The 22,506-nt window shown below is 71.3% G+C and carries 21 protein-coding genes; 9 read left to right on the plus strand and 12 right to left on the minus strand.

Going from position 1 to position 22,506, the window contains the following annotated elements; genetic code table 11:
- Positions 1 to 16 precede the first annotated feature (16 nt).
- The 3 genes from ACFWAR_RS12620 (at position 17) to ACFWAR_RS12630 (ending at position 2,341) form a co-directional block, all read left to right on the plus strand.
- Complete coding sequence (locus tag ACFWAR_RS12620; RefSeq protein WP_385776071.1) at positions 17 to 1,261, plus strand: hypothetical protein; 1,245 nt, start codon at positions 17 to 19, stop codon at positions 1,259 to 1,261.
- Positions 1,262 to 1,510: 249 nt separating this feature from the next.
- Positions 1,511 to 2,116, plus strand: a complete 606-nt coding sequence (locus tag ACFWAR_RS12625) for a DUF4383 domain-containing protein (protein WP_385776073.1) — start codon at positions 1,511 to 1,513, stop codon at positions 2,114 to 2,116.
- A 9-nt stretch (positions 2,117 to 2,125) separates the two neighbouring features.
- Positions 2,126 to 2,341: a zinc ribbon domain-containing protein gene (locus ACFWAR_RS12630; RefSeq protein ID WP_385776075.1), complete on the plus strand. Its 216-nt coding sequence runs from the start codon at positions 2,126 to 2,128 to the stop codon at positions 2,339 to 2,341.
- A 45-nt stretch (positions 2,342 to 2,386) separates the two neighbouring features.
- On the opposite strand, the gene ACFWAR_RS12635 is transcribed toward ACFWAR_RS12630, so the two are convergent.
- The 4 genes from ACFWAR_RS12635 to ACFWAR_RS12650 all read right to left on the minus strand — a co-directional run bounded on the left by ACFWAR_RS12635 (position 2,387) and on the right by ACFWAR_RS12650 (position 7,661).
- On the minus strand, positions 2,387 to 3,049 hold the full coding sequence (locus ACFWAR_RS12635; protein ID WP_385776077.1) for an O-methyltransferase: 663 nt from the start codon (positions 3,047 to 3,049) through the stop codon (positions 2,387 to 2,389).
- Complete coding sequence (locus ACFWAR_RS12640) at positions 3,046 to 3,867, minus strand: HAD family hydrolase (RefSeq protein ID WP_385776079.1); 822 nt, start codon at positions 3,865 to 3,867, stop codon at positions 3,046 to 3,048. The genes ACFWAR_RS12635 and ACFWAR_RS12640 overlap by 4 nt, the downstream gene beginning before the upstream one ends.
- A complete protein-coding gene (locus ACFWAR_RS12645; RefSeq protein WP_385776234.1) occupies positions 3,864 to 6,428 on the minus strand; it encodes a phosphoribosyltransferase in 2,565 nt (854 codons plus the stop codon). The genes ACFWAR_RS12640 and ACFWAR_RS12645 overlap by 4 nt, the downstream gene beginning before the upstream one ends.
- A gap of 69 nt (positions 6,429 to 6,497) precedes the next feature.
- Complete coding sequence (locus ACFWAR_RS12650) at positions 6,498 to 7,661, minus strand: HpcH/HpaI aldolase/citrate lyase family protein (RefSeq protein WP_385776081.1); 1,164 nt, start codon at positions 7,659 to 7,661, stop codon at positions 6,498 to 6,500.
- A 206-nt stretch (positions 7,662 to 7,867) separates the two neighbouring features.
- Between ACFWAR_RS12650 and ACFWAR_RS12655 the strand changes: the two genes are divergently transcribed.
- Positions 7,868 to 8,635: a TerD family protein gene (locus ACFWAR_RS12655; protein WP_385776236.1), complete on the plus strand. Its 768-nt coding sequence runs from the start codon at positions 7,868 to 7,870 to the stop codon at positions 8,633 to 8,635.
- A gap of 82 nt (positions 8,636 to 8,717) precedes the next feature.
- Here ACFWAR_RS12655 and ACFWAR_RS12660 read toward each other — a convergent pair whose 3' ends face one another.
- The 6 genes from ACFWAR_RS12660 to ACFWAR_RS12685 form a co-directional block, all read right to left on the minus strand.
- On the minus strand, positions 8,718 to 9,467 hold the full coding sequence (locus ACFWAR_RS12660) for a Tellurium resistance (RefSeq protein ID WP_385776083.1): 750 nt from the start codon (positions 9,465 to 9,467) through the stop codon (positions 8,718 to 8,720).
- 92 nt (positions 9,468 to 9,559) lie between these two features.
- Complete coding sequence (locus ACFWAR_RS12665; RefSeq protein WP_385776085.1) at positions 9,560 to 10,675, minus strand: DUF475 domain-containing protein; 1,116 nt, start codon at positions 10,673 to 10,675, stop codon at positions 9,560 to 9,562.
- Between the two features lie 25 nt (positions 10,676 to 10,700).
- Entirely contained in the window at positions 10,701 to 11,276 is a 576-nt protein-coding gene (locus ACFWAR_RS12670) for a TerD family protein (RefSeq protein ID WP_354381862.1), read from the minus strand.
- A 145-nt stretch (positions 11,277 to 11,421) separates the two neighbouring features.
- Positions 11,422 to 11,997 carry a TerD family protein gene (locus ACFWAR_RS12675; protein ID WP_330330217.1) on the minus strand — a complete coding sequence of 192 codons (576 nt, stop codon included), beginning with the start codon at positions 11,995 to 11,997 and terminating at the stop codon, positions 11,422 to 11,424.
- A 125-nt stretch (positions 11,998 to 12,122) separates the two neighbouring features.
- Entirely contained in the window at positions 12,123 to 12,581 is a 459-nt protein-coding gene (locus tag ACFWAR_RS12680) for a peroxiredoxin (protein ID WP_330330218.1), read from the minus strand.
- A 143-nt stretch (positions 12,582 to 12,724) separates the two neighbouring features.
- On the minus strand, positions 12,725 to 13,156 hold the full coding sequence (locus ACFWAR_RS12685) for a DUF3052 domain-containing protein (protein WP_351044148.1): 432 nt from the start codon (positions 13,154 to 13,156) through the stop codon (positions 12,725 to 12,727).
- A gap of 435 nt (positions 13,157 to 13,591) precedes the next feature.
- Between ACFWAR_RS12685 and aceE the strand changes: the two genes are divergently transcribed.
- Both aceE and ACFWAR_RS12695 read left to right on the plus strand, forming a co-directional pair.
- Positions 13,592 to 16,324 (plus strand): pyruvate dehydrogenase (acetyl-transferring), homodimeric type, encoded by a 2,733-nt coding sequence (gene aceE / locus ACFWAR_RS12690; protein ID WP_385776089.1) that lies wholly within the window; start codon positions 13,592 to 13,594, stop codon positions 16,322 to 16,324.
- Positions 16,325 to 16,414: 90 nt separating this feature from the next.
- Entirely contained in the window at positions 16,415 to 17,206 is a 792-nt protein-coding gene (locus ACFWAR_RS12695) for a potassium channel family protein (protein ID WP_385776090.1), read from the plus strand.
- Here the strand turns inward: ACFWAR_RS12695 and ACFWAR_RS12700 are convergent.
- Both ACFWAR_RS12700 and ACFWAR_RS12705 read right to left on the minus strand, forming a co-directional pair.
- On the minus strand, positions 17,187 to 17,570 hold the full coding sequence (locus ACFWAR_RS12700) for a peptidase inhibitor family I36 protein (RefSeq protein ID WP_385776092.1): 384 nt from the start codon (positions 17,568 to 17,570) through the stop codon (positions 17,187 to 17,189). The two genes, ACFWAR_RS12695 and ACFWAR_RS12700, sit on opposite strands and share 20 nt — an antisense overlap.
- A 206-nt stretch (positions 17,571 to 17,776) precedes the next feature.
- The gene (locus tag ACFWAR_RS12705) at positions 17,777 to 19,369 is read right to left on the minus strand and encodes an MFS transporter (RefSeq protein ID WP_385776238.1); all 1,593 of its coding nucleotides are present in this window, start codon (positions 19,367 to 19,369) and stop codon (positions 17,777 to 17,779) included.
- Positions 19,370 to 19,527: 158 nt separating this feature from the next.
- On the opposite strand from ACFWAR_RS12705, the gene ACFWAR_RS12710 reads away from it, so the two are divergent.
- From ACFWAR_RS12710 to ACFWAR_RS12720, 3 genes are all read left to right on the plus strand, one after another.
- On the plus strand, positions 19,528 to 20,226 hold the full coding sequence (locus ACFWAR_RS12710; RefSeq protein WP_385776094.1) for a TetR/AcrR family transcriptional regulator: 699 nt from the start codon (positions 19,528 to 19,530) through the stop codon (positions 20,224 to 20,226).
- A gap of 199 nt (positions 20,227 to 20,425) precedes the next feature.
- Positions 20,426 to 21,565, plus strand: coding sequence for an alpha/beta hydrolase (locus tag ACFWAR_RS12715; protein ID WP_385776240.1), 1,140 nt, complete (start codon positions 20,426 to 20,428; stop codon positions 21,563 to 21,565).
- Between the two features lie 74 nt (positions 21,566 to 21,639).
- Entirely contained in the window at positions 21,640 to 22,500 is an 861-nt protein-coding gene (locus ACFWAR_RS12720; protein ID WP_385776096.1) for a DUF4429 domain-containing protein, read from the plus strand.
- The last annotated feature ends 6 nt before the right edge of the window (positions 22,501 to 22,506 follow it).

A 22,506-nucleotide genomic window follows, 5' to 3' on the forward strand; every position in this document is an offset into this window, starting at 1 on the left:
GTACGGGAGAGGGATTGTGACGACGGCTTCCCGGCGGTGGTTCGGTGGGCGGGACGAGAGCCGGCGGGCGGAGGCGCAGGCCGCCAAGGACGCGGCCGCCGCCGCGTTCTACGAGCTGGACACCGCTCAGCGGGATCTGCGGATCTCGATAGAGACGATCACGGCCGCGGACGGGTCTCCCGCCGGGCGGCGGGCGGTCGAGGGGTTCGCGGAGCTGGGCCGGCGGATCGACGAAGTCAGTCAGGTCTACATCGAGGCCGTCGACGCGCACGACCTCGACCGGGACGACCTCGACGGCGCCGTGGCCGCGCGGGCCAAGCGGGAGCTGGAGCGGGCCCGGGACGAGCTGGTGCGGGTCAAGGGCGAGCTGGAGCGGTTCGACCAGGGGCTGCGGCCGCTGTTGGACAACGCCGAGTCGCAGCTGGCGCGGGTCGCGCCCGCCCGGGAGCGGGCCAAGGCCGCGCTGCTCGCGGCGGCCAACGCGCTGGACGCCGTACGGGCCGGTGGCCTGCGCGCCGATGATCTGGCCGCGCGGCTCGCGGCGCTCGGCCCGGAGTTGACCATGCTGAACCAGGGCGCCGCGCAGCACGGGGTGCCCGCCACGGTGCAGCGCGCCGACCGGATCCTGCGGGACGCGGAGGCGGTGCGGGCGGAGGCGGAGCGGCTGCCGGAGCGGGCTGCGGAGATGGACCGCCGGCTGGTGAGCCTGCGGACCCGGGCGCAGGCGTTGCGCAACCGGGCGGACCGGGTGGATCCGGTCCTGAGCGAGCTGCGGCGCCGTTTCAGTGCCGACTGCTGGCAGGACCTGCAGCACGTGCCGGAGCAGGCGCTGGCCTCCGTACGGCAGGCGGAGCAGCGGCTGACGGAGGCGGGACAGGCCCGGCAGGAGCAGCGCTGGGAGGATGCCAGCGCGCTGATCACCACGGTGCGCGAGCTGTTCGACGCGGTGGACGAGGCCGTGTCGACCGCCCAGGACCGGCTGACCCGGCTGGAGGCGGTGGCCAAGGATCCGGAGGGCGAGGTCCAGCGGACCCGGTTCGCGATCCGGGACGCGCAGCGGCTGGCGATGGAGGGGCGCAGCGTGCCCGATCCGCGGCACGCGCGGCCGCTGGACGAGGCGGTGGCGCGGGTGGAGCGGGCGCTGGCCGGGCTGGAGGGGCGCCACCCCGACTACTGGCACTTCCTCCAGGAGATGGAGGGCGTACGGGCGGCCGTGGCCGGGGTCGTCCTGGAGATGCGGGGGCGGCGCGGCGCCTCCTGAGGCCCCGGTTGTCCGGCGGTGGGCATCGATGGATGCTGGAGGTGCCGCAACGGAGCAGAGGAGGGCGTCATGGCCGCCCACGGTTTCCACAGGCCCCGCAAGTCTTCCCAGGTAACGCCCCCCGCGTCCGCCACGTCCACCGCGTCCGCCGCGCCACCCCCGTCCCCCGCGCCCCCCGGTTCGCATGAGTCCTACGCGCCCCATGCGCTCTACGGGTGCCACGAGGCCCACGAGCACTACGCGCCGTACGTGGCCCACGAGCCCTACGCGTCCCACGGTCCACAGGGCTCCCCCGGGCTGGCGCGTCGGCTGCTCAATCCCGTCAACGCCCAGCTGGACGAGCACCTGCCCGCCGACCACAAGCTCAGCAAGGTCTACCGCGTCGGCGCGGGGCTCACCGGGCTGTTGTTGATCGTCTTCGGGATCCTGGGGCTGATCAACCGGATCGGGTTCTTCGGCACCCGCGGGGACACGGTGCTCGCCCTGAACACCAACGGCACGCTGAGCGTCCTGTCGATCTGCATCGGCGCGCTGCTCGTGCTCGGGATGGTAATCGGCGGCAGCTTCGCCTCCACCCTCAACATCACGCTGGGCCTGCTGTTCATCGCGAGCGGGTTCGTCAATCTCGCGCTGCTGGACACCGGCCTGAACTTCCTGGCCTTCCGGATCCAGAACGTGCTCTTCAGCTTCGTCGTCGGCGTGATGCTGATGTGGTTCGGGATGTACGGGCGGGTGGGCAGCGCCCTGCCGCACGACAATCCGTACTGGCGCGCCCGCCATCCCGAGCAGGCGGCCAGGGAGGACCGGGCGCGGGCGTACGTCCCGGTCTCCCCGAGGGCGCCCCGGAGCGCTTAGCCTGTGCGCATGCCCCGTTACGAGTACCGCTGCCGGACCTGCGAGGACGTCTTCGAGGTCAGCCGGCCCATGGCCGAGTCCGCCGCGCCCGCGAGCTGCCCCGCCGGACACGGCGACACCGTCAAGCTGCTGTCGGCCGTGGCCGTCGGCGGTACCAGCTCCGCCCCCGCGCCGGTGCGCGCGGGAGGCGGAGGCGGTTGCTGCGGCGGCGGGGGCTGCGGCTGAGCCACCGGCTCACCCGGCACCCCGCGCCCAGCATCCCTCGGAAGATCAGGCCCGCTTGCGCGACAGCGTCAGGCCGTCCGAGATGCCGAGCATCACGGACTCCATCCGCTTGTCCGCCACCACGTGCTCGTTGAAGGCGCGGACCCCGGCCGCCGAGCCCGTCGCGTGCTCGTCCAGCACCGTGCCGTGGAAGAGGGTGTTGTCGGTGACGATCAGGGCGCCCGGACGCAGTCTCGGGACCAGCTCCTCCCAGTAGGAGATCTGGCTCTGCTTGTCGGCGTCGAGGTACGCGAGGTCGATGTGCTCCTCGAACGGCATCGCCCGCAGCGTGTCCAGGGCGGGCCCGATGCGCAGCTCGACGCGGTCCGCGACGCCGGCGGCGGCCCAGGCCTCGCGCCCGTACGCCGTCCACTCCTCGGAGACGTCGCAGGCGATCAGTCGGCCGTCCGGGGGCAGCGCCTGGGCCATCGACAGCGACGAGAACCCGGTGAAGGTGCCGACCTCCACGATGTGACGGGCGCCGGTCAGCCGGACGAGGAAGGCCAGCAGCGGCCCCTGCTCCTCGGCCGACTGCATTCCGGCGTCGTCCGGGAACTTCTCGGCCGTGGTGACGACCAGCCCGCGCTGGACCTCGTCCAGCGGCGGGTTGTGGGCGAGCACGTACGCGTACAACTCATCGGTGATCTTGGTGCTGTTGCCTTTGCTCATGCGCTCAGTCTGCCCACCGCACGGCCGAACTGACGGACAATCTCCTCACCCGCCACGACTCCCTTGGTGGTCAGCGCGCGCACGTGCGGAGCGTGCCACTGCGCGTCGGCCAGCTCGCCGTGGCCCGGCCGCCACCCCTCGTCCGCCGCTTCCAGCAGGTCCGCGTCCAGCAGCGAGTCCCCGGCGGCCAGCGTGTGCTCGGCGCCCGTGCGCCGGGCCACCTCCCGCATCGCCGCGCTCTTGGTCAGCGGGCGCGGGACGGCGTAGATCTTGCGGCCCTGGAGCGAGACGGTCCATCCGCGCGTCCCCGCCCACTCGGTCAGCGCCTTGAGCCACTCCTCGGGCACCAGGTCCCGCTCCACCACCAGGTAGGCGAAGAGGTCCTCCGCCACCCGGGCCTTGCGCAGCCACAGCGGATCGGCGGTGTCCAGCAGGTGCCCGTGCACCTCTTCCAGCGGTGCGCACTCCTGCGCGAGCCGCTTGCCGACCTGGCGCCGCCAGTCCCGGTCGGGCGCGCCGTCCACCAGCAGCTGCCCGCCGTTGGCGCAGATCGCGTAGGGCGCGGGGCGTCCGGGGAAGCGGATGCGCTGGTACTGCTTGCGCGTGCGCGTGGTGGTCGGGACGAACACCACGCGGGAGTCGGCGGTGAGTTCGGCGAGCAGCGCGGCGGCCGTCTCCGTCATGAAGGACAGCGGACGGCTCTCGTGCACCTCCACGCACAGCAGCCGGGGGGCCACCGGGTCCGGCATGGTCAGCCCGAGGGCGGCGGCCGAGTAGATGAGCGTACGGTCGAGATCACTGGCTACCAGAACGGTCACTTGGAGGACACGGCCTTTCCGTCGGCGCCCGTGGCGCCACGTGTGAAGCGGGGATGGATGAGTCCTACGCAGGTGTAGGGCAGGCCGTCGGCCTCTTCGACCGGTACCCCGCGCTGCTCGGCCAGCAGGCGCACGTGGTCGAGGTCGGCTCCGGCGCCGCGCCGGGCCAGGATCTTCCACGGCACGCGGCGCAGCAGCACCCGGGTGGTCTCGCCGACGCCCGGCTTGACCAGGTTCACGTCGTGGATGCCGTACTCCTCGCTGATCCGTTCCACCGCGGCCCACCCCTCCCAGGTCGGCGAACGGTCCGCGGCCAGCAGCTCCTTGACCTCGGCGTCGACCGCGTCGGCGACCTCGTCGAAGCGGGCGGCGACGGTGTCGACGAAGTCGACGGAGACGTCGGCCCCGGCCAGCTCGCGGTAGAACTTCGCGCCGTGGAAGTCGTCCGGGCCGACCAGGTCGGAGCGCAGCACGGTCCGGGATATGAGCCCGGAGACGGTCGAGTTGAGGCAGGCGGAGGGGATCAGGAAGTCCTCGCGGGTGCCGTACGTCGACACGCAGCCGCCGGGGTCGGCGAGGACGACGATCTCCGGGTCGAAGCCGGGGCCGCCGGTCTCCTCGCGGTGGGCGTCGAGGGCCGCCTTGAGTTCGCGGGTGATGGCGCCCTTGCCGGTCCAGCCGTCGACGAAGACGACGTCGGCCGGGTCGTGGTGGGCGGCCAGCCAGCGCAGGGCGTTGGCGTCGATGCCCCGGCCGCGCACGATAGAGACGGCGTAGTGCGGCAGGTCCAGGCCGTGCCGGTGCCGCGCCCAGCGGCGCATGAGGACGCCGACCGGGGTGCCCGCGCGGGCCAGCGAGACCAGCACGGGGCGCGGGGAGCGCTCGGCGAGGACCGTCTCGGTGACCGTGCCGACCGCGCGCGCGATGCGGGCGGCGGAGGCGCTCAGCGCGCTCCGGTACAGCTCCTGGTACTGCGGGCTGGGCTGGTACTCGACGGGCAGGGATTCGGCGTAGTGCGCGCCGCCCGCCTGGATGGCTTCCTCGCGCTCCTCGGTGGGCGCCTCCAGCTCCAGGTCCGAGAGGTCCTGGAGCAGCCAGCCGACGTCCTCGGCCGGGTAGGAGGAGAACGCGGGTCCGCGCAGGGGCTCGGGCAGCATGATCGGCTCCCGCCGGTCGTCGGGTACGGGGGCGGGTACGGGCGTGTAGGACGGTACGACGGCCAGCGCGACCCGGTCGGTGTGCGGGGCGAGACGGGCCAGGAGGCCGTCCGGGGCGTGCAGGGCCGGGGTGTCGCCGACCGAGTCCACGACCACGACCACGGTGTCGAAGCGCGCTCCGGCGGAGCCGGCGGCGACGTTGTAGGCGTAGCGCTCGCCGGGCCCGTCGGCCGGGTCGTCGTGGGCGGGGAAGACCAGCCGGGTGCGGATCGCGTAGCCGGGGTCGTCGACGGCCAGGACGGGCGAGCGGGTGGTGGTGGAGAAGCGCACCTCGGTGGCGGCGCCGGTCTCCTCCAGGGCCAGGGCGAGCCGCAGCGGGGCGTACATCAGCTCTTCGTTGCCGAGTACGAGGACCCGGCCCGGGCCCCGACCGGATCCCTGGCCCAGGGCGCGGGCGAGCTGCGCCCCGAGGGCGGGCAGCGCCGCCTCCAGGCGGGCCCGGTGGGCGGGCGTGAAACCGTGCCGGCCCCCGTCGGGGAGCCCGGCGGGCCAGTCGAGGCGGATCCGGTCGGCGGGGGCGAAGGCGGCCGCGGGGGCCGCCGGGGTCGCCGGGGTCGCGTCGGCGGCGCGGGACTCGTACTCCTCGACCAGCCGCGTGCCCCGCTCCAGGACCCCTTCCGGGAGCCGTACGGTGCCGCTCGCCAGGGCGATCAGGTCCACCCGGGCGCCGAGCCCTTCCGCGAAGGCGGTGAGCCGGGCGCGGTCGGCCGCCGAGCGCATGTCGACCAGGGCGACCACGACGTAGTGGCCGCGGGGGTGGCGTGCGTGCAGGTCGCGGATGGTGTTCAGGACGGTGTTGCCGGTGGAGAACTCGTCGTCGACCAGCACCAGGGGCCCGGTGCCCGCCAGCAGCTCGGGGTCCTGCGGCAGCAGCAGGTGCGAGGTGGCGTGCGAGTGGGCCTCCTCGAAGCCCCCGGCGGGCGCGACGCCGTGCACCGGGCGGCGGGTGGAGTGCAGGTAGGGAGCCGCGCCGAGGCCGTCGGCGACGCTGTGGCCGAGCCCGGTCGCGGTCTCGGCGTAGCCGAGCACCACGGCGGAGGCGGCCGCGTCGCCCAGCAGCTCGCGCACCCGCAGCCCCAGCCCGTGGCCGGCGCCGTGGACGACCGCCGGGGACTGCGGGACGTGCTTGCCGAGCACCTGGGACACGAGCAGGTGCGCCCGCTTGGGGTTGCGGCGCAGCGCCAGCCCGAGCAGCTCGTCGAGCCGGGGCCCCGGAGCGGGGGCGTCCGGGGCGCCGGGAGCGGCCGGGGCCCGCGCCTCCTCCAGGGCGACGCCCAGCCGGTCCGCGACCCAGGTCCCCGACCACACGGCGGTTCCCGGCGGCTCCTGCGCTCCCGACGGCATCCCTGCTCCCGACCACACCGCTTCGATCTTCTTGCCCTTCCTCGTCGTCGACACCGGCCGGACCCCGGTTCAGACCTTGAGTCCGGCGGTGAGGAGATCGACGAAGCCGACCTCCTCCTTGGCCACACCGAAGACCTCCGCGCGCAGCATGGTGCGTTCGGCCCAGGCCCGGTGGGGCTTCACTTCGTTCATCTTGTTCGTATAGGCCGACCGCATCACTCCACCACCACCGCGCTCGGGGCGCAGGATGTCCTGGGCGTCGCTGAACTCCTCGTGGGAGACCACCGACAGCGCGTGCACCGGCGTGACGTGCGCCGGATGGATGCAGGTCTTGCCGAGGAGGCCGTTCGCCCGGTCGAGTTCGATCTCGCGGAGCAGGCCGTCCAGGTCGTGCTCGATGAGCGCGGTGCGCAGCTCCTCGACGCCCTCCTCCAGGAAGGGGCTGCGGCGCAGCTGGGGCTTGAAGAGGCGCTGCTGGCTGCGGAAGTACTCCCAGACCGGGCCGGTGACGGTGAAGCCGGTGCCGTCGGCCCGGCTCAGCACGTTGACCACGTCGGCGATCACGCCCGCGACGATCTGGACGTCGTAGGCGGTCATGTCGGGGGTGCGGCGCAGCCCGTACGCCGAGCAGAAGTCGGTCACGCCCAGCCGCAGGGCGAGCACCTGGTCCCGGTAGGCGTTGACCGTGCGCGAGATGCCCGCGAGGGCCTCCACCCGGGTTTCCAGGTGGAGCAGGTCGGGGGTCTCCAGGACGGGCATGGCGTAGAGGTGGCGCCCGCCCTCTTCCTGGGCCTGCCGCACGGCGTCGAGAAAGGCGGTTCCGCGACTCTCCGTGAATTTCGGCAGTACGAATCCGGCCAATCGGCGCGCCGACCGGCCGAGCCGCCGCACGAGATCGGATATCTGTTCGGGTTCGCGGATCCGGATGAAGAGCAGCGGGGGCTCCTCGGCGCTCGCGTCGATCTCGGCGAACTGCCGGATGAGGTTCTCCTCGCCCCCCGCCACATCGGCGTCGCTGATGGAATCCTCCAGGCAGAGGACCATGGAGACGACTCCGCGGCCCGCCTGCTTGGCCACGTCGGCCGCGAGGTGGGGTCGGGTGGCGGGGCTGTAGAGGGTGGCCCCCAGCGCCGCCGCGAGGGTACGGGCGGGCGAGTCCGCGGTGAACTCGACCGGCTCCTGATGGAAGAGGCCCTCACGGACAGTGGGCGATATGTGCCCGAAATGACGCATGTGCTTCCCCCGTACTGCCTCGGCGGCCCCAGTGGCATGGCCGGTAATAGTACGTACGAATGAGTTCCAAGAGTTCCTCAAGCACATGAAGTTCGGGTAACCCTCTTGCACCATGCACAGCTCGACGAGCGCTCACAAGGGCCGCGCACGACACTCCAGGGGGCCCGCATTGTCCCGGCCCGCCCCGGGAGGGCAGGATGACCGGCATGACGCACGCGATGCAGAAGGGCTCCAACGTCCCGGTGACCGCCGCTGCGGTCCGGGCGGTGCTGCGCTGGACCGGTGGACCCGAGGTGCCGGACGTGGACGCCTCGGCGCTGCTCGTGGGGGCGGACGGCCGTGTGCGTTCCGATGAGGACTTCGTCTTCTACAACCAGCCCCGGCACCCCTCCGGCGCGGTGTGGCGGCTGGGCAAGAAGCGGGTCGGCGACGCGGTCACCGACGCCGTCCAGATGGACCTGGTCTCGGTGCCCGCCTGGGTGGACCGGGTGCTGGTGGTCGTCTCGGCCGAGGACGTGCCCTTCCAGCGCGTCGGGGACCTGCGGATCCTGCTCTACGACGCCACGGTCAGCGGGGGCGCCGAGCCGCTCGCCTACTTCGACGTGCGGCCCGAGACGGGTGCGGAGACGGCCCTGATGTGCGGGGAGGTCTACCGCCGGGGCGAGGGGTGGAAGTTCCGCGCGCTGGGCGAGGGGTACTCCAACGGCCTCGTCGGGCTGGCCACCGACCACGGGATCTCGGTGGACGACGGCGCGGGGGAGGCGCAGGCCGCGCCGACGGGGCAGGACGACCGGACCTCCGCGATGCGGCCGCAGACGCCCGCCACGGCGCCGACGGTGCCCCCGGTGGGCCCCACCCAGGCCCCGCCCGCCGCGCAGCCCGCCTACGGCTACCCGCAGCACGTCTCGCCGGTGCCGGTCGGCGACCCCTCCTTCCGGCTGCCCGTCCAGGGGCCGCAGTTCCTCCGCCGCTGAGCCGCGGCTGCGACCGGGGGCCGGGCTCCGACCACGGGCCCCGCGGCGGCCACGGCCACCGCGGGCGTCGCGGGCGACGCCCTCACGCCTTGGTGGTCTTGTAACCCCGCCCCCACTGGAGCCCCCAGCCGTACAGCCGGTCCAGCTCGGCCTGGAAGCCGTAGACGAACTTGACCTCGCGCCGCACGACGAGCTCCCCCTTGACCTTCTCCAGCAGGACCACCGCGCAGGAGCGCGCCTGCGGCTGCCGCTCGTCGAGGGAGATCTCGATCCGGGGCCCGGTGATCGGGTAGAGGGTGACCAGGGCGTGCGTCCGGTCGAAGGCCGGGGTCTGGTCGTAGATGTAGACGAAGACCAGGAGCCGCTTGATCTCGTCCGCGTGGTCGAGGTTGACGTAGAGGGTCTCCCCCGAGGCCGAGCCGAACCGGTCGTCGCCGCTGAGCTTGACGTACGGCGGGTCGTTGATGTCGCCGAGCAGCTTGCCGAGCGGCTGTACGACCCCCCGGGTGCCGTCGGTCAGTTCGTACAGGCAGCCGAGGTCCAGGTCGACGTTGACCACGCCCTGGGTGTGCGCCTGCACCATGTCCGGTTTGAAGAGTTTGAACGGATGGCGCAGGCGCTGTCCCCCGGCGCCGGACGCCCCCCCGAAGTCCGAGGTGCGCATCCGCCAGGACAGGTTGACGCGCAGGTTCCCGTGCACCGCCCCCTGTTTGGTGAGCGAGACCGTGGAGTGGCGTTTCGTCAGCTCTATCGCGTTCGACGAGGCGCTGCCCGACTGGAACTGCGAGGCGCGAGCGCCCCTGAGACCGTCGAAGAAATCGGTGAAGCCCATGTCCATCCCCCTGGCTGGCCCGGTACGGGACGGGGCGGCGCGGGAGTACCCCGAGCCGCCCCGCAGTTGAGCGTTCCGCATTACCGCCGCGATCATGCCTCGGCGGCGGACTCCTCCAGCTCCATGCGCTTGTTCCGGCGCACCGAGGACCAGAAGGACCAGGCGATCAGCACCACGCCGACGAGGCCGGTGATGACCTCGTTGATCTCGTGCTGGATGGTGACGAGCAGGATGACGGCGAGCGCGCCGATGGCGTAGTGCGCGCCGTGCTCCAGGTAGACGTAGTCGTCGAGGGTGCCCTGGCGGACCAGGTAGACCGTCAGCGAACGGACGTACATGGCACCGATGCCGAGGCCGAGGGCCATCAGCACGATGTCGTTGGTGATCGCGAAGGCGCCGATGACCCCGTCGAAGGAGAAGGACGCGTCCAGGACCTCCAGGTAGAGGAACATGAAGAACGCGGCCTTGCCGGCCATGGCGACCGCCGAGACGCTCTTGCCGGTCCGCTTGGCCTCTTCCTCGGCCTCGTGCTCGGCCTCCTCCTCTTCTTCGAGCTTGTTCTCGAAGTAGCCGGAGAGACCGCCGACGATCATGTACGTGATCAGACCGGCGATGCCGGAGACCAGTACGGTCTGCGCCTTGTCGACCTCCAGGCCGCCGTGCTGGTGGGCGTGGGCGGCGAAGGTGAACGACGTGATCAGCAGGACGATCAGCGCGATGCAGGCCGACAGCATGTCGATCTTGCCGAGCTTGGCGAGGGGACGCTCCAGCCAGGCGAGCCACTTGATGTCGCGGTCCTCGAAAATGAAGTCGAGGAAGATCATCAGCAGGAACATGCCACCGAAGGCCGCGATGGACGGGTGGGCGTCCGTCACGAGCTGCTGGTAGCGGTCCTTGTCGGTCATCGCGAGATCGACGGCCTCGATGGGGCCGATGCTCGCGGTGATCGCCACGATCACGACGGGGAAGACCAGGCGCATGCCGAACACGGCGATGAGGACGCCCACGGTGAGGAAGATCTTCTGCCAGAAGGCATTCATCTTCTTCAGGATTCCGGCGTTGACCACCGCATTGTCGAAGGACAGCGAGATCTCCAGGATGGACAGGATCGCGACGATCCCGAACGCGGTCCACCCCCCGTAGAGAACCGCCGCGACCAGACCGAGCGCAGTAACTGCGAACGACCAGCCGAAGGTTTTCAGAACCACGGGCACCCCATCGTCTTGTACGGCTTTACGAAACGTTGACCCCGAAGTCTAGAGCGATGCCCCGCAGGCCCGACGCGTACCCCTGCCCCACCGCCCTGAACTTCCATTCGGCGCCGTAGCGGTAGACCTCTCCGAAGATCATCGCGGTCTCGCTGGACGCGTCTTCCGAAAGGTCGTAGCGCGCCAACTCCTGGCCGTCCGCCTGGTTCACGACGCGGATGAAAGCATTGGTGACCTGGCCGAACGACTGCCCGCGGGCATCGGCGTCATGGATCGAGACGGGAAAGACGATCTTGTCGCAGGCCGCCGGCACCTTGGTGAGGTCGATCAGCACCGACTCGTCGTCGCCCTCACCCTCACCGGTGAGGTTGTCCCCCGTGTGTTCGACGGAGCCCTCGGGGCTCTTCAGGTTGTTGTAGAAGACGAAGTACTCGTCGCCGAGCACCCGGCCGCCCGCACACAGCAGGGCGCTGGCGTCGAGGTCGAAGTCGGCGCCCGTGGTCGAGCGCGCGTCCCAGCCGAGGCCGACCAGCAGCCGGGTCAGGTTCGGTGCGGCCTTGGAGAGGGAGACATTGCCCCCCTTGGCGAGTGTGACGCCCATGATGTGGTCCTCCCCGGAGATGTGCCGGCGACGGTACGCCGATGAAGAACATCCGGCGCCGTACACGACTGTGCACGGCGCCGGACGGTGATCTGCTCTTGCCCCTCGGACCCGGCCCCCTGCGGGCCCGGGCTCACGCTCGGTCTCAGACGTTGACGCCGAAGTCCTGCGCGATGCCGCGCAGGCCCGAGGCGTAGCCCTGGCCGATGGCACGGAACTTCCACTCCGCGCCGTTGCGGTACAGCTCGCCGAAGACCATGGCGGTCTCGGTCGAGGCGTCCTCGGAGAGGTCGTAGCGGGCGAGCTCGGTGTTGTCGGCCTGGTTCACGACGCGGATGTAGGCGTTGCGGACCTGGCCGAAGCTCTGCTGGCGGGCCTCGGCCTCGTAGATCGAGACCGGGAAGACGATCTTGTTGACGTCGGCCGGGACGCCGGCGAGGTTGACCTTGATCGCCTCGTCGTCGCCCTCGCCCTCACCGGTGGTGTTGTCACCGGTGTGCTCGACCGAGCCGTCGGGGCTCTTCAGGTTGTTGAAGAACACGAAGTTGGCGTCGCTGGCGACCTTGCCCTGGTCGTTGGTCAGGATCGCGCTGGCGTCGAGGTCGAAGTCGACACCGGTGGTGGTGCGAGCGTCCCAGCCCAGACCGACGATGACCGCCGTCAGGTTCGGCGCGGCCTTGGTCAGCGAGACGTTGCCGCCCTTGCTGAGGCTGACTCCCACGGGTCCTCCATTGGTTTCGTGTGGGGCGGTGCCCCGTCGTGCGGTTGCTACCGGATCAACGCTTCGATCCTAGTGACGGGTTCCCGCCCGTACGGGGTTTTCGTACGGAAACGTGCGATAGCGGCTCAGATGCTGTCGAGCGCCTTGATGTACTCGTTCAGGTCACGCGCGTCGGGCAGCCCGTTGACGACGGTCCAGCGCACGATGCCGTCCTTGTCGATGATGAAGGTGCCGCGGACCGCGCAGCCCTTCTCCTCGTCGAAGACGCCGTAGGCACGGGAGGTCTCGCCGTGCGGCCAGAAGTCCGACAGCAGCGGATACTCCAGGCCCTCCTGCTCGCCGAAGACGCGCAGGGTCGGCACGGAGTCGTTGGAGACCGCCAGCAGCTGTACGTCGTCGTTCTGGAACCGCGGCAGCTGGTCGCGCAGCTCGCACAGCTCGCCCGTGCAGACGCCGGTGAAGGCGAAGGGGTAGAAGAGCAGGACCACGGCCTTCTCGCCGCGGAAATCGGCGAGCCGCACGGTGGCGCCGTGATTGTCCTTCAGTACGAAGTCCGGGGCCTTGGTGCCGACCTCGATCGCCATCTCTCGTATCCCTTCATTGAGCCGTTCGGGTGAGGCCCAGCCTAGGCGAGGCCCCCACAGGACCGTATGCGCCCGGGGGTAGGAACAGCAGAAACCCCGCCGACCGGGGCCGACGGGGTTCCTCCACTTGTCTGGGCGCGTGGCTAGCGCTTGGACTTGGCGGCCTTGGGGGTGACCAGCTTGCTGGCGGCCCACTCCTTGCCGACGCTGACGCTCTTGGTCTGCGCCAGGCCCGCCGTCTGGGCGGCCTCGCTGATGTCGCTGGCCTCGACGTAACCGGGACGACCGGTCTTGGGGGTCAGCAGCAGGATCAGTGCGCCGTCCTCCACCAAGTTGATGGAGTCGACCAGCGTGTCCGTCAGATCGCCGTCTTCGTCCCGGAACCAGAGCAGCACCGCATCGGCGACGTCGTCGTACTCCTCGTCGACGAGATCACCCCCGATGTGGTCCTCGATGGCCTCACGGAATTCCTGATCGACGTCGTCGTCGTAGCCGATCTCCTGGACCACCTGTTCGGACTCGAAACCCAGCCTGGAAACCAGACTGGTCTCCGCGTGGTCCGCGGTCGCGCTCACGGGGTGCCTCCTGCTCATGTATCGGTGAATGTCTTCGGCGGCGCGCGTACGCGCAGCATTGGGCGTAGTCCACACGGACGCGGCGGATCGCGCAAGTACCCGGTGGCCGAGACCGTCGAAACGGTGACGATTGCGGCGGTCTCGCCGCAACTTTAAGCCTGCCCGCGCGAACCCCTCGTGATTCATCCCACACCATTGGGACGCATTCGGCACGCGATGGGGACTTTGGCACTTGTTTGAAGGACGAACGGCCTTACGAAGGTGCCGAACGACTTGGGCGTAAGGTTGCGATTTGGCCGGACCCGCTCCCCACCCCTTGAGTGTGGCCTGATATTCCAGCTGTTACCCAGCGGTACAGATGACGTTTTCGGCCGAGCGGTAGACGATGGGAGCCGGCGCCCCAAGGCACGACTCCCCCGACAGCGAAGGAACAGCGTGGCTTCCGCATCCGATCGCAACCCGATCATCATTGGCGGCCTGCCGAGTCAGGTCCCGGACTTCGATCCGGAGGAGACTCAGGAGTGGCTCGACTCCCTCGACTCAGCGGTCGACGAGCGGGGCCGTGAGCGTGCCCGCTACCTGATGCTGCGGCTGATCGAGCGGGCCCGCGAGAAGCGCGTGGCCGTGCCCGAGATGCGCAGCACGGACTACGTGAACACCATCGCGACCAAGGACGAGCCCTTCTTCCCCGGCAACGAGGAGATCGAGCGCAAGGTCCTGAACGCGACCCGCTGGAACGCGGCCGTGATGGTCTCGCGCGCGCAGCGCCCGGGCATCGGGGTCGGCGGCCACATCGCGACCTTCGCCTCCTCCGCCTCCCTCTACGACGTGGGCTTCAACCACTTCTTCCGGGGCAAGGACGAGGGCGACGGCGGCGACCAGATCTTCTTCCAGGGCCACGCCTCCCCCGGCATCTACGCCCGCGCCTACCTCCTGGACCGGCTCTCCGAGCAGCAGCTCGACGCGTTCCGCCAGGAGAAGTCGAAGGCGCCGTACGGCCTCTCCAGCTACCCGCACCCGCGGCTGATGCCGGACTTCTGGGAGTTCCCCACCGTCTCGATGGGCCTCGGCCCGCTCGGCGCGATCTACCAGGCCCGGATGAACCGGTACATGGAGGCGCGCGGGATCGCGGACACCTCCAAGTCCCACGTTTGGGCGTATCTCGGTGACGGCGAGATGGACGAGCCGGAGTCGCTCGGCCAGCTGTCCATCGCCGCCCGCGAGGGCCTCGACAACCTGACCTTCGTCGTCAACTGCAACCTCCAGCGCCTCGACGGCCCGGTGCGCGGCAACGGCAAGATCATGCAGGAGCTGGAGTCGCAGTTCCGCGGCGCCGGCTGGAACGTCATCAAGCTGATCTGGGACCGTTCCTGGGACCCGCTGCTGGCCCAGGACCGCGACGGCATCCTGGTCAACAAGATGAACACCACCCCCGACGGGCAGTTCCAGACGTACGCCACCGAGTCGGGCGCGTACATCCGTGACCACTTCTTCGGCGGCGACCACCGGCTGCGCGCGATGGTCGAGAACATGTCCGACCAGCAGATCCAGCACCTGGGCCGCGGCGGGCACGACCACAAGAAGGTCTACGCGGCCTACGCGGCGGCCAAGGCGCACAAGGGCCAGCCGACCGTGATCCTGGCCCAGACGGTCAAGGGCTGGACGCTGGGCCCGAACTTCGAGGGCCGCAACGCGACCCACCAGATGAAGAAGCTGACGGTCGACGACCTCAAGCGCTTCCGCGACCGGCTGCACATCCCGATCACGGACCAGCAGCTCGAGGGCGGCGCCCCGCCGTACTACCACCCGGGCCGCAACTCCCCCGAGATCCAGTACATGCACGACCGCCGCAGCGCCCTGGGCGGCTACGTGCCGACCCGCGTCGTGCGCGCCAAGCCGCTGCAGCTGCCGGACGACAAGACGTACGCGGCCGCCAAGAAGGGCTCGGGACAGCAGTCGATCGCCACCACCATGGCCTTCGTCCGCATCCTGAAGGACCTGATGCGGGACAAGGAGATCGGCAAGCGGTTCGTGCTGATCGCGCCGGACGAGTACCGCACCTTCGGCATGGACGCGTTCTTCCCGAGCGCCAAGATCTACAACCCGCTGGGCCAGCAGTACGAGGCGGTCGACCGCGACCTGCTGCTCGCGTACAAGGAGTCCCCGACCGGCCAGATGCTGCACGACGGCATCTCGGAGGCTGGCTGCACGGCCTCGCTGATCGCCGCGGGTTCGGCGTACGCGACGCACGGCGAGCCGCTGATCCCGGTCTACGTCTTCTACTCGATGTTCGGTTTCCAGCGCACGGGTGACCAGTTCTGGCAGATGGCCGACCAGCTCGCGCGCGGTTTCGTGCTCGGCGCGACCGCCGGTCGGACCACCCTGACGGGTGAGGGCCTCCAGCACGCCGACGGTCACTCCCAGCTGCTGGCCTCGACCAACCCGGGCTGCGTCGCCTACGACCCGGCCTACGGGTACGAGATCGCGCACATCGTCAAGGACGGCCTGCGCCGGATGTACGGCCCGGCCGCCGAGGACGTCTTCTACTACATGACCGTCTACAACGAGCCGATCCAGCACCCGGCCGAGCCGGCGGACGTCGACGTGGACGGCATCCTCAAGGGCATCCACCGGATCTCCCGCGGGACCGAGGGCGGCGTCCCGGCGCAGCTCATGGCCTCGGGCGTGGCGGTGCCGTGGGCGCTGGAGGCGCAGCGGATCCTGGCCGCGGAGTGGAACGTCCGGGCGGACGTCTGGTCGGCGACCTCCTGGAACGAGCTGCGCCGCGACGCGGTCGAGGTGGAGACGCACAACCTGCTCCACCCGGAGGAGGACCAGCGCGTCCCGTACGTGACGCGCAAGCTGTCCGGTGCCGAGGGGCCGTTCGTGGCCGTCTCGGACTGGATGCGGGCGGTCCCGGACCAGATCTCGCGCTGGGTGCCGGGTGCGTACACCTCGCTGGGCGCGGACGGCTTCGGCTTCGCGGACACGCGCGGCGCGGCCCGTCGCTTCTTCCACATCGACGCCCAGTCGGTGGTGCTGGCGACGCTGACCGAGCTGGCCAAGGCCGGGCAGATCGACCGTTCGGTGCTCAAGCAGGCCATCGACCGCTACCAGCTGCTGGACGTCACGGCGGCCGACCCGGGCGCGGCGGGCGGGGACGCCTAGCCGTCACGGGCGCGTTGTCCGGCGGGGCGCGGGGGACCTTTTGGGTGGCTGGTCCCCGGCGCCCCGCCGTCGTTCCCTACGATGCCCCGCATGAAGGAACAGCCCGCGCAGCTCCGCTGGGAGCGACGCACCCAGCTCCCCCTGCTCGTGTGCGCGGTGGCCTTCGGCGTCGCGTACGCCGTCCCGATCATCGTTCCCGACGCGGACCGCTCCGTGCACGAGGCGTGCCTGCTGACGGAGTGGGTGGTGTGGAGCGTGTTCGCGGGGGACTACGCGGTGCGGTTGGGGTTGGCGGCGGACCGGCGGTTGTTCGTGCGCACGCACTGGCTGGACCTGGCGGCGGTGCTGCTGCCGATGATCCAGCCGCTGCGGCTGTTGCGGCTGGTGTCGACGCTGCTGCTGGTGGGGCGGCGGGCCCGGATGGCCCCGCAGGTGCGGCTGACCACCTATGTGGCGGGGGCGGTGGTGGGGCTGCTGATGTTCGGCTCGCTGGCCGTGCTGAGCGTGGAGCGCGACGCCCCGCGCGGCAACATTCGCAACCTCCAGGACGCGGTCTGGTGGTCCTTCACCACGATGACCACCGTGGGATACGGGGACCACTCCCCCACGACGGGTCTGGGGCGGCTGGTCGCGGTCGGCCTGATGCTGTCGGGGATCGCGCTGCTGGGTGTGGTGACCGCGAACATCGCGGCCTGGTTCATCTCCCGGTTCGAGCGCGACGACCAGGCGGAGCGGCTCCAGGCGGCCGCCCTCTTCGAGCTGACCGAGGAGGTACGGGCCCTGCGCGCCGAGGTCGCCCGGCTCGGCGGGGCGACCCCGGGCGCGGGGGCCGACGTACCGGCTCCGCACCCGGAGCCCGCGGCTATCGCTCCCACACCTTGAACGCCCTCACCTGGTAGGGGGACTGGGGCAGCCAGGTGCCGTCGCCGGGGTAGGTCTGGAACTCGCCGGTCTCGATGCACTCGGCCGACTGGTAGGTGGTCACCGGCCGTCCGGTCCGGTTGGCGAGGGCCTGCGCGCTCTTGCCCGGCGGCAGCGAGACGCAGTCGTTGGTCGTCAGGTCGGTCAGTTCGTGGATCTGCTTCGTGCCCTTGAAGTCCGGCTTGGCCCAGAAGCAGAGCTGCCCGGTGGCGCAGGCCCCCAGCGGCGGCGGACCGGCGGCGTGGGCGGCGGAGGCCGCGCCGGGGAGCAGGGTGGTGGCGGCCAGGAAGACGGCGGCGAGCACGGTGGTGGAACTCGTACGCATGACGGGTCAACTCCTTGTGGTCACAAGGCACTCGTACGGGTGGCCCGGTGGGCCGAGAGGTCCGTGGCGAGTGCCGCTGACACCACGCTGACCTGCGACGACGGTCGGCCGGAAGACCTCTCGGGCCGGTCCACCCGGATAGGCGACAGCCCCGCCGGACGGGTCCGGCGGGGCTGGGCGGGCCGCGGAGTTGACGCCCGCGCGGGTCAGATGTGGGCCGCTCCCGCGCCCGCGCCCGCGTTCTCCCCGCGCCGGGTGAAGCCCGCGACCACCGCGGCGCCCACGGCGACGCAGCCGGCGACGACGAAGGCGGTGTGCATGCCTGACACGAAAGTGTCATGGGCCACCGCCGTGATGGCCCGCGCGAGGGCCTCGGGGGCCCCTTCGGGGACCGGCGCCGCGCCCACCGTGACGGCGCCCGCGGCCTGCTCGGCCTGTTCGGGGGTGAGCGGCGGCAGCTGCGCCGCGCTCCACTTGTCGGCGAAGGAGGAGGACACCTCGTTGGCCATGACCGCGCCGAGCACGGCGGTGCCGAGGCTGCCGCCGACCTGCATGGCGGCCTGCTGGAGCCCGCCGGCGACCCCGGAGATCTCCAGCGGGGCGTTGCCGACGATGACCTCGGTGGCGCCGACCATGACGGGGGCCAGGCCCAGGCCCATGAGGCCGAACCAGACGGACATCGTGAGGGTGCCGGTGTCCGGGGTGAGCCGGGACATTCCGAAGCAGGCCACGGCGGTGGCGACCATGCCCGCGATCAGCGGGAGGCGCGGGCCGATCCTGGTGATCGCGAGGCCCGCGAGCGGCGATCCGACGATCATCATGCCGGTGAGCGGCAGCAGGTGCAGGCCGCTGTCCACGGGGCTCATGCCGTGCACGTTCTGCAGGTAGAAGGTGACGAAGAAGAGCCCGCCCATGAAGGCGAAGGCCATCAGGACCATGAGCACGACGCCCGCGGAGAGCGGCAGCGAGCGGAACATGCCGAGCGGGACCAGCGGCTCGGCGACCCGGGTCTCCCAGAAGGCGAAGAGCGCGAAGCAGACGAGCGACCCGGCGAGGAAGAGCAGGGTCCGACTGCCGCCCCAGCCCCACTCGGAGGCCTTGATCAGGGACCAGATCAGCGAGAACATCGCCGCGGACAGCAGCAGGATGCCCACGACGTCGAAGGACCGGGGGGCGTTCTCGGCCCGGTGGTCGAGCAGGATGAACAGGCCGAACCCGAGGGCGAGGATGCCGACGGGCACGTTGATGAAGAAGACGGACTGCCAGTTGACGTGCTCGACGAGCAGCCCGCCGACGATGGGTCCGCCGGCGGTCGAGGCGCCGATGACCATGCTCCAGATGCCGATGGCCATGTTGAGCTTCTCGGCGGGGAAGCTGGCGCGCAGCAGGCCGAGCGCGGCGGGCATCAGCAGGGCGCCGAAGACGCCCTGCGCGACGCGGAAGCCGATGACGAACTCGACGCTGGAGGAGAGGCCGATCGCGGCGGAGGACGCGGCGAATCCGGCGATGCCTATGAGGAAGGTCTGGCGGTGGCCGAAGCGGTCGCCGAGCTTGCCGGCGGTGATCAGGGAGACCGCGAGGGCCAGCAGGTAGCCGTTGGTGATCCACTGCACCTCGGCGAGGGAGGCGTGGAAGTCGTCGGTGATGGCGGGGTTGGCGACCGCGACGATCGTGCCGTCGAGGGTGACCATCATGACGCCGAGCGCGACGGCGAAGAGGGTCAGCCAGGGGTGGCCGCGCAGACCTGAGGGCCTTTTCGCCGCGGTGCCCCCGTCGGGCACCTGCTTGTCGAGGCTGATCTGACGAGTCATGAGAACAGGATAGTGACAGCGACTGACACTTCACAGACGGCCCAACAAGACAGCCGCTGTCACGTCGGTCACAGGTACCCTGACCGCCCACCCCGCCCAGCAGCCCGAAGAACCCGAAGAACCCGAAGAAGAGGACCCCCGCGGTGATGACCGACCAGCGGACCGGCGCACCGACGGCGCGCCCCGCGCCCCCCGCCCCGCCGCCGCCCACCCCCGCCGGCCTGCGCGAACGCAAGAAGCGCCGCACCCGCGACGCCCTGCTGCGCGCCTCCCTCGTGCTCTTCACCACGCAGGGCTACGAGGAGACGACCGTCGACGAGATCACCGACGCCGTCGAGGTCTCCCAGCGCACCTTCTTCCGGTACTTCGCCAGCAAGGAGGAGGTCGCCTTCGCCGTCCAGGACCTGGTGGAGGGCCACTTCGTGGCCGCGCTCGCCGCCCGGCCGGCCGCCGAGGGTCCGCTGGCGGCCCTGCGCAACGCGGTGCTCACCGCCTGGGACACCATCGAGGAGGCCGTCGGCGAGGTGGTCCCGGTCGACCTGCACATGCGGGCCTACCAGCTCATCGAGTCCACGCCCGCGCTGCTCGCCGTCCACCTGCGCCGCTCCACCGAGCTGGAGGAGCGCACCGCCCGGCTGATCGCGGCGCGCGAGGGCCTGGACGTGGACGCCGACCCGCGGCCCCGGGTCGTGGTCGCGGCGTTCTCCGGGGTGATGCGGGTGACCGGGCGGCTCTGGGGGCAGGGCGAGGACACGAGCGTCGCCGCGATCCGCCGGATGACCGAGGACTACCTCGACCAGATCGGCCCCGCCATGGCCGCCGACTGGCGCCCGATTCGTACCTGAACGAGATGGTCCGGAGCCCCTCGGTGACGGTTGTGCCCGAGGGCCCGTGACCCCTGTCACCCGGCGTCCCGCGGGCCGGAAAGGTCTCCTAGGCTGTCTCCCAGTGAACCTCTCCGGCCTGCACGGCCCCGCCTCCCCCGCCACCTCGCCCAGCCCGGGCGCGGTGCACGCCCTGCTCGCGCTCGTGGTGGTCTTCGTCATGCTGGCGACGACCGGTTGGACGGCCGTGCACCGGCCCGAGGAGAACGTCTCCGTCCGCAGGACGGCCCTGGCCGCCTGGGCCGGAGCCCGGATCGGCGGCCGCCCGGTACCGGCCGCCGACGCCCCCGTACGGACCGTCGCGCGGTTCTTCTCCGAACTCGACGGGGCGGAGCGGGGTCGGCTCGCCGACACCTATCCCCTGGTCGTCGGCAACCTCGACGGGGTACCCGCCCAGACCCGCTTCCGGGCCAACCGGCGCTCCCTCGTCCAGGCCAGCCGGACCGAGGAGGTCCGCTCCCAGGACGTGGCGCTGACCCCGGCCGACCGGGACGAGGCGACCCGGCGGCTGCACCGGCTGGAGTCCCTGGCCGACCCCTCGCGGCAGATCCTCGTCTTCGATCCGACCGGCGAGGGCCTGGTGGCCGAGGTCTTCGGCGACCTGGACCGGGCGCAGCGCGTCTCGGTCGTCGTGCCGGGCGTCGACACCGACCTGATCACCTTCGAGCGCTCGCAGCGCCGCTACAGCGCTCCGGTCGGCATGGCCGAGTCGCTCTACGAGGCCGAGCGCAGCGCCGCTCCGGGCACCCGGACCGCGGTCATCGCCTGGGCCGGTTACGTCAGCCCCGACGGGCTCGGCGTGGACGCGGCCACCGGCCGACTGGCCGCGCAGGGCGCCGTACGACTGCGCTCGCTGGCCGCGGCGCTGCCCGGCGCGGCGCCGGTGACGCTGTTCTGCCACAGCTACGGCTCGGTGGTCTGCGGGGTCGCCGCCCCCGACCTGCCGCGCCGGGTGACCGACGTGGTGGTCTCGGGCAGCCCGGGCATGCGCGTGCAGAACGCGGCCGAGCTGCACACCTCGGCCCGCGTGTGGGCGATGCGGGACTCCGGGGACTGGATCGCGGACGTACCGCACCTGGAGCTCGGCGGGGTGGGCCACGGGGCCGATCCGGTCTCCGCCGCCTTCGGCGCACGGCGGCTCTCGGCCGCCGGGGCCAAGAGCCACACGGGCTATTTCGAGCCGGGTACCGGCTCGTTGGAGAACTTCGCGCTCATCGGAACCGGTTCGTACGCTTCCGCGGTGTGCGCGAGCGGGGACGACTCCTGCCGACGGGGAATTTCCAGCACAGAAGCGGGCTGAAGCACGTAGACGGCTGGAAAACGACCCCCTCAGTCAGGGGACGCACAGGCCCGCCGCCCTTTACGATGAGCCGCATGGGTGACGTACTGGCCGGAAACCATGCCGTCTGGGAGTTCGACTCGGACTCGGTGCTCATCCGCTTCGAACGGGGGATGTCCGCACTGCGGATGCCGCGGCTCTGGCATGCGCTGGGCCAGCGCCGCATTCCCCACGAGGCGTTGTCCGAGGTGAGCGTGACCGTGACCGCGGGGAAGCGGGACACGGTGGTCCTGCGTGCCGTCCCGCGGCCCGGGGCCGATCCGCTGATGGACGCCGCGGCGGGACAGCTGAAGGACCTCTGCGACCCCTACCGGCTGGTGCTGCCCGCCGACCGGGCGCCGCTGGCCACCGCGCTGGCCGACGCCCTGCGCGCCCGGCTGGGGCCGGACCCCGCCGAGCCGGCCCCGCGCTTCCTGGTCGAGGCGCCGAAGCCGCCGCTGCACCTCAAGGCGTACGACGCCCGGGCGACCCTCGACGAGAGCGGGGTGGGCCTGCGCTGGTCGCGCACCGGCGCCTCCAGCACCAAGTGGAAGTCGGGCGACCGGCACTACCCGCTGGCCGCGCTGACCGGGGTCGAGTGGCGCACGCCGGAGAATCCCGGCGGATACCTCCGGCTCAGAACGCGCGACGACGACGCGGAGGAGCGGGCGCCGGAGCACGACCCGGCGACCGTGCTGTTCTCCCTGGGCTACGGGGCCGTGCACGAATCGCTGCCGTTCGCGGCCGCGGTGCTGGCGGCGGTGCGCAGCCGGACGCCGGTGGCGGCCGGGCCGCTGACCGCCCCGTCCCCCGCCGAGCCGGACCGGATGCGCCACCTCGGCGAGCTGCACGGCGCGGGCCTGCTGACCGACGCCGAGTACGCGGCCCTGCGCGACCGGTACGCGTCGGAGGCGTAGGCGGCC

The organism is Streptomyces sp. NPDC059917, from assembly GCF_042730635.1.
Taxonomy (GTDB): domain Bacteria; phylum Actinomycetota; class Actinomycetes; order Streptomycetales; family Streptomycetaceae; genus Streptomyces.

What these genes read in the sequence shown, in the direction of transcription:
- ACFWAR_RS12630 (WP_385776075.1), top strand. Translation starts at nt 2,126, where the DNA reads ATGCCCCGTTACGAGTACCGCTGCCGGACCTGCGAGGACGTCTTCGAG.
- ACFWAR_RS12635 (WP_385776077.1), bottom strand. Translation starts at nt 3,049, where the DNA reads ATGAGCAAAGGCAACAGCACCAAGATCACCGATGAGTTGTACGCGTAC.
- ACFWAR_RS12645 (WP_385776234.1), bottom strand. Translation starts at nt 6,428, where the DNA reads ATGCCGTCGGGAGCGCAGGAGCCGCCGGGAACCGCCGTGTGGTCGGGG.
- ACFWAR_RS12650 (WP_385776081.1), bottom strand. Translation starts at nt 7,661, where the DNA reads ATGCGTCATTTCGGGCACATATCGCCCACTGTCCGTGAGGGCCTCTTC.
- ACFWAR_RS12655 (WP_385776236.1), top strand. Translation starts at nt 7,868, where the DNA reads ATGACGCACGCGATGCAGAAGGGCTCCAACGTCCCGGTGACCGCCGCT.
- ACFWAR_RS12660 (WP_385776083.1), bottom strand. Translation starts at nt 9,467, where the DNA reads ATGGGCTTCACCGATTTCTTCGACGGTCTCAGGGGCGCTCGCGCCTCG.
- ACFWAR_RS12670 (WP_354381862.1), bottom strand. Translation starts at nt 11,276, where the DNA reads ATGGGCGTCACACTCGCCAAGGGGGGCAATGTCTCCCTCTCCAAGGCC.
- ACFWAR_RS12680 (WP_330330218.1), bottom strand. Translation starts at nt 12,581, where the DNA reads ATGGCGATCGAGGTCGGCACCAAGGCCCCGGACTTCGTACTGAAGGAC.
- ACFWAR_RS12695 (WP_385776090.1), top strand. Translation starts at nt 16,415, where the DNA reads ATGAAGGAACAGCCCGCGCAGCTCCGCTGGGAGCGACGCACCCAGCTC.
- ACFWAR_RS12700 (WP_385776092.1), bottom strand. Translation starts at nt 17,570, where the DNA reads ATGCGTACGAGTTCCACCACCGTGCTCGCCGCCGTCTTCCTGGCCGCC.
- ACFWAR_RS12710 (WP_385776094.1), top strand. Translation starts at nt 19,528, where the DNA reads ATGACCGACCAGCGGACCGGCGCACCGACGGCGCGCCCCGCGCCCCCC.
- ACFWAR_RS12715 (WP_385776240.1), top strand. Translation starts at nt 20,426, where the DNA reads ATGCTGGCGACGACCGGTTGGACGGCCGTGCACCGGCCCGAGGAGAAC.
- ACFWAR_RS12720 (WP_385776096.1), top strand. Translation starts at nt 21,640, where the DNA reads ATGGGTGACGTACTGGCCGGAAACCATGCCGTCTGGGAGTTCGACTCG.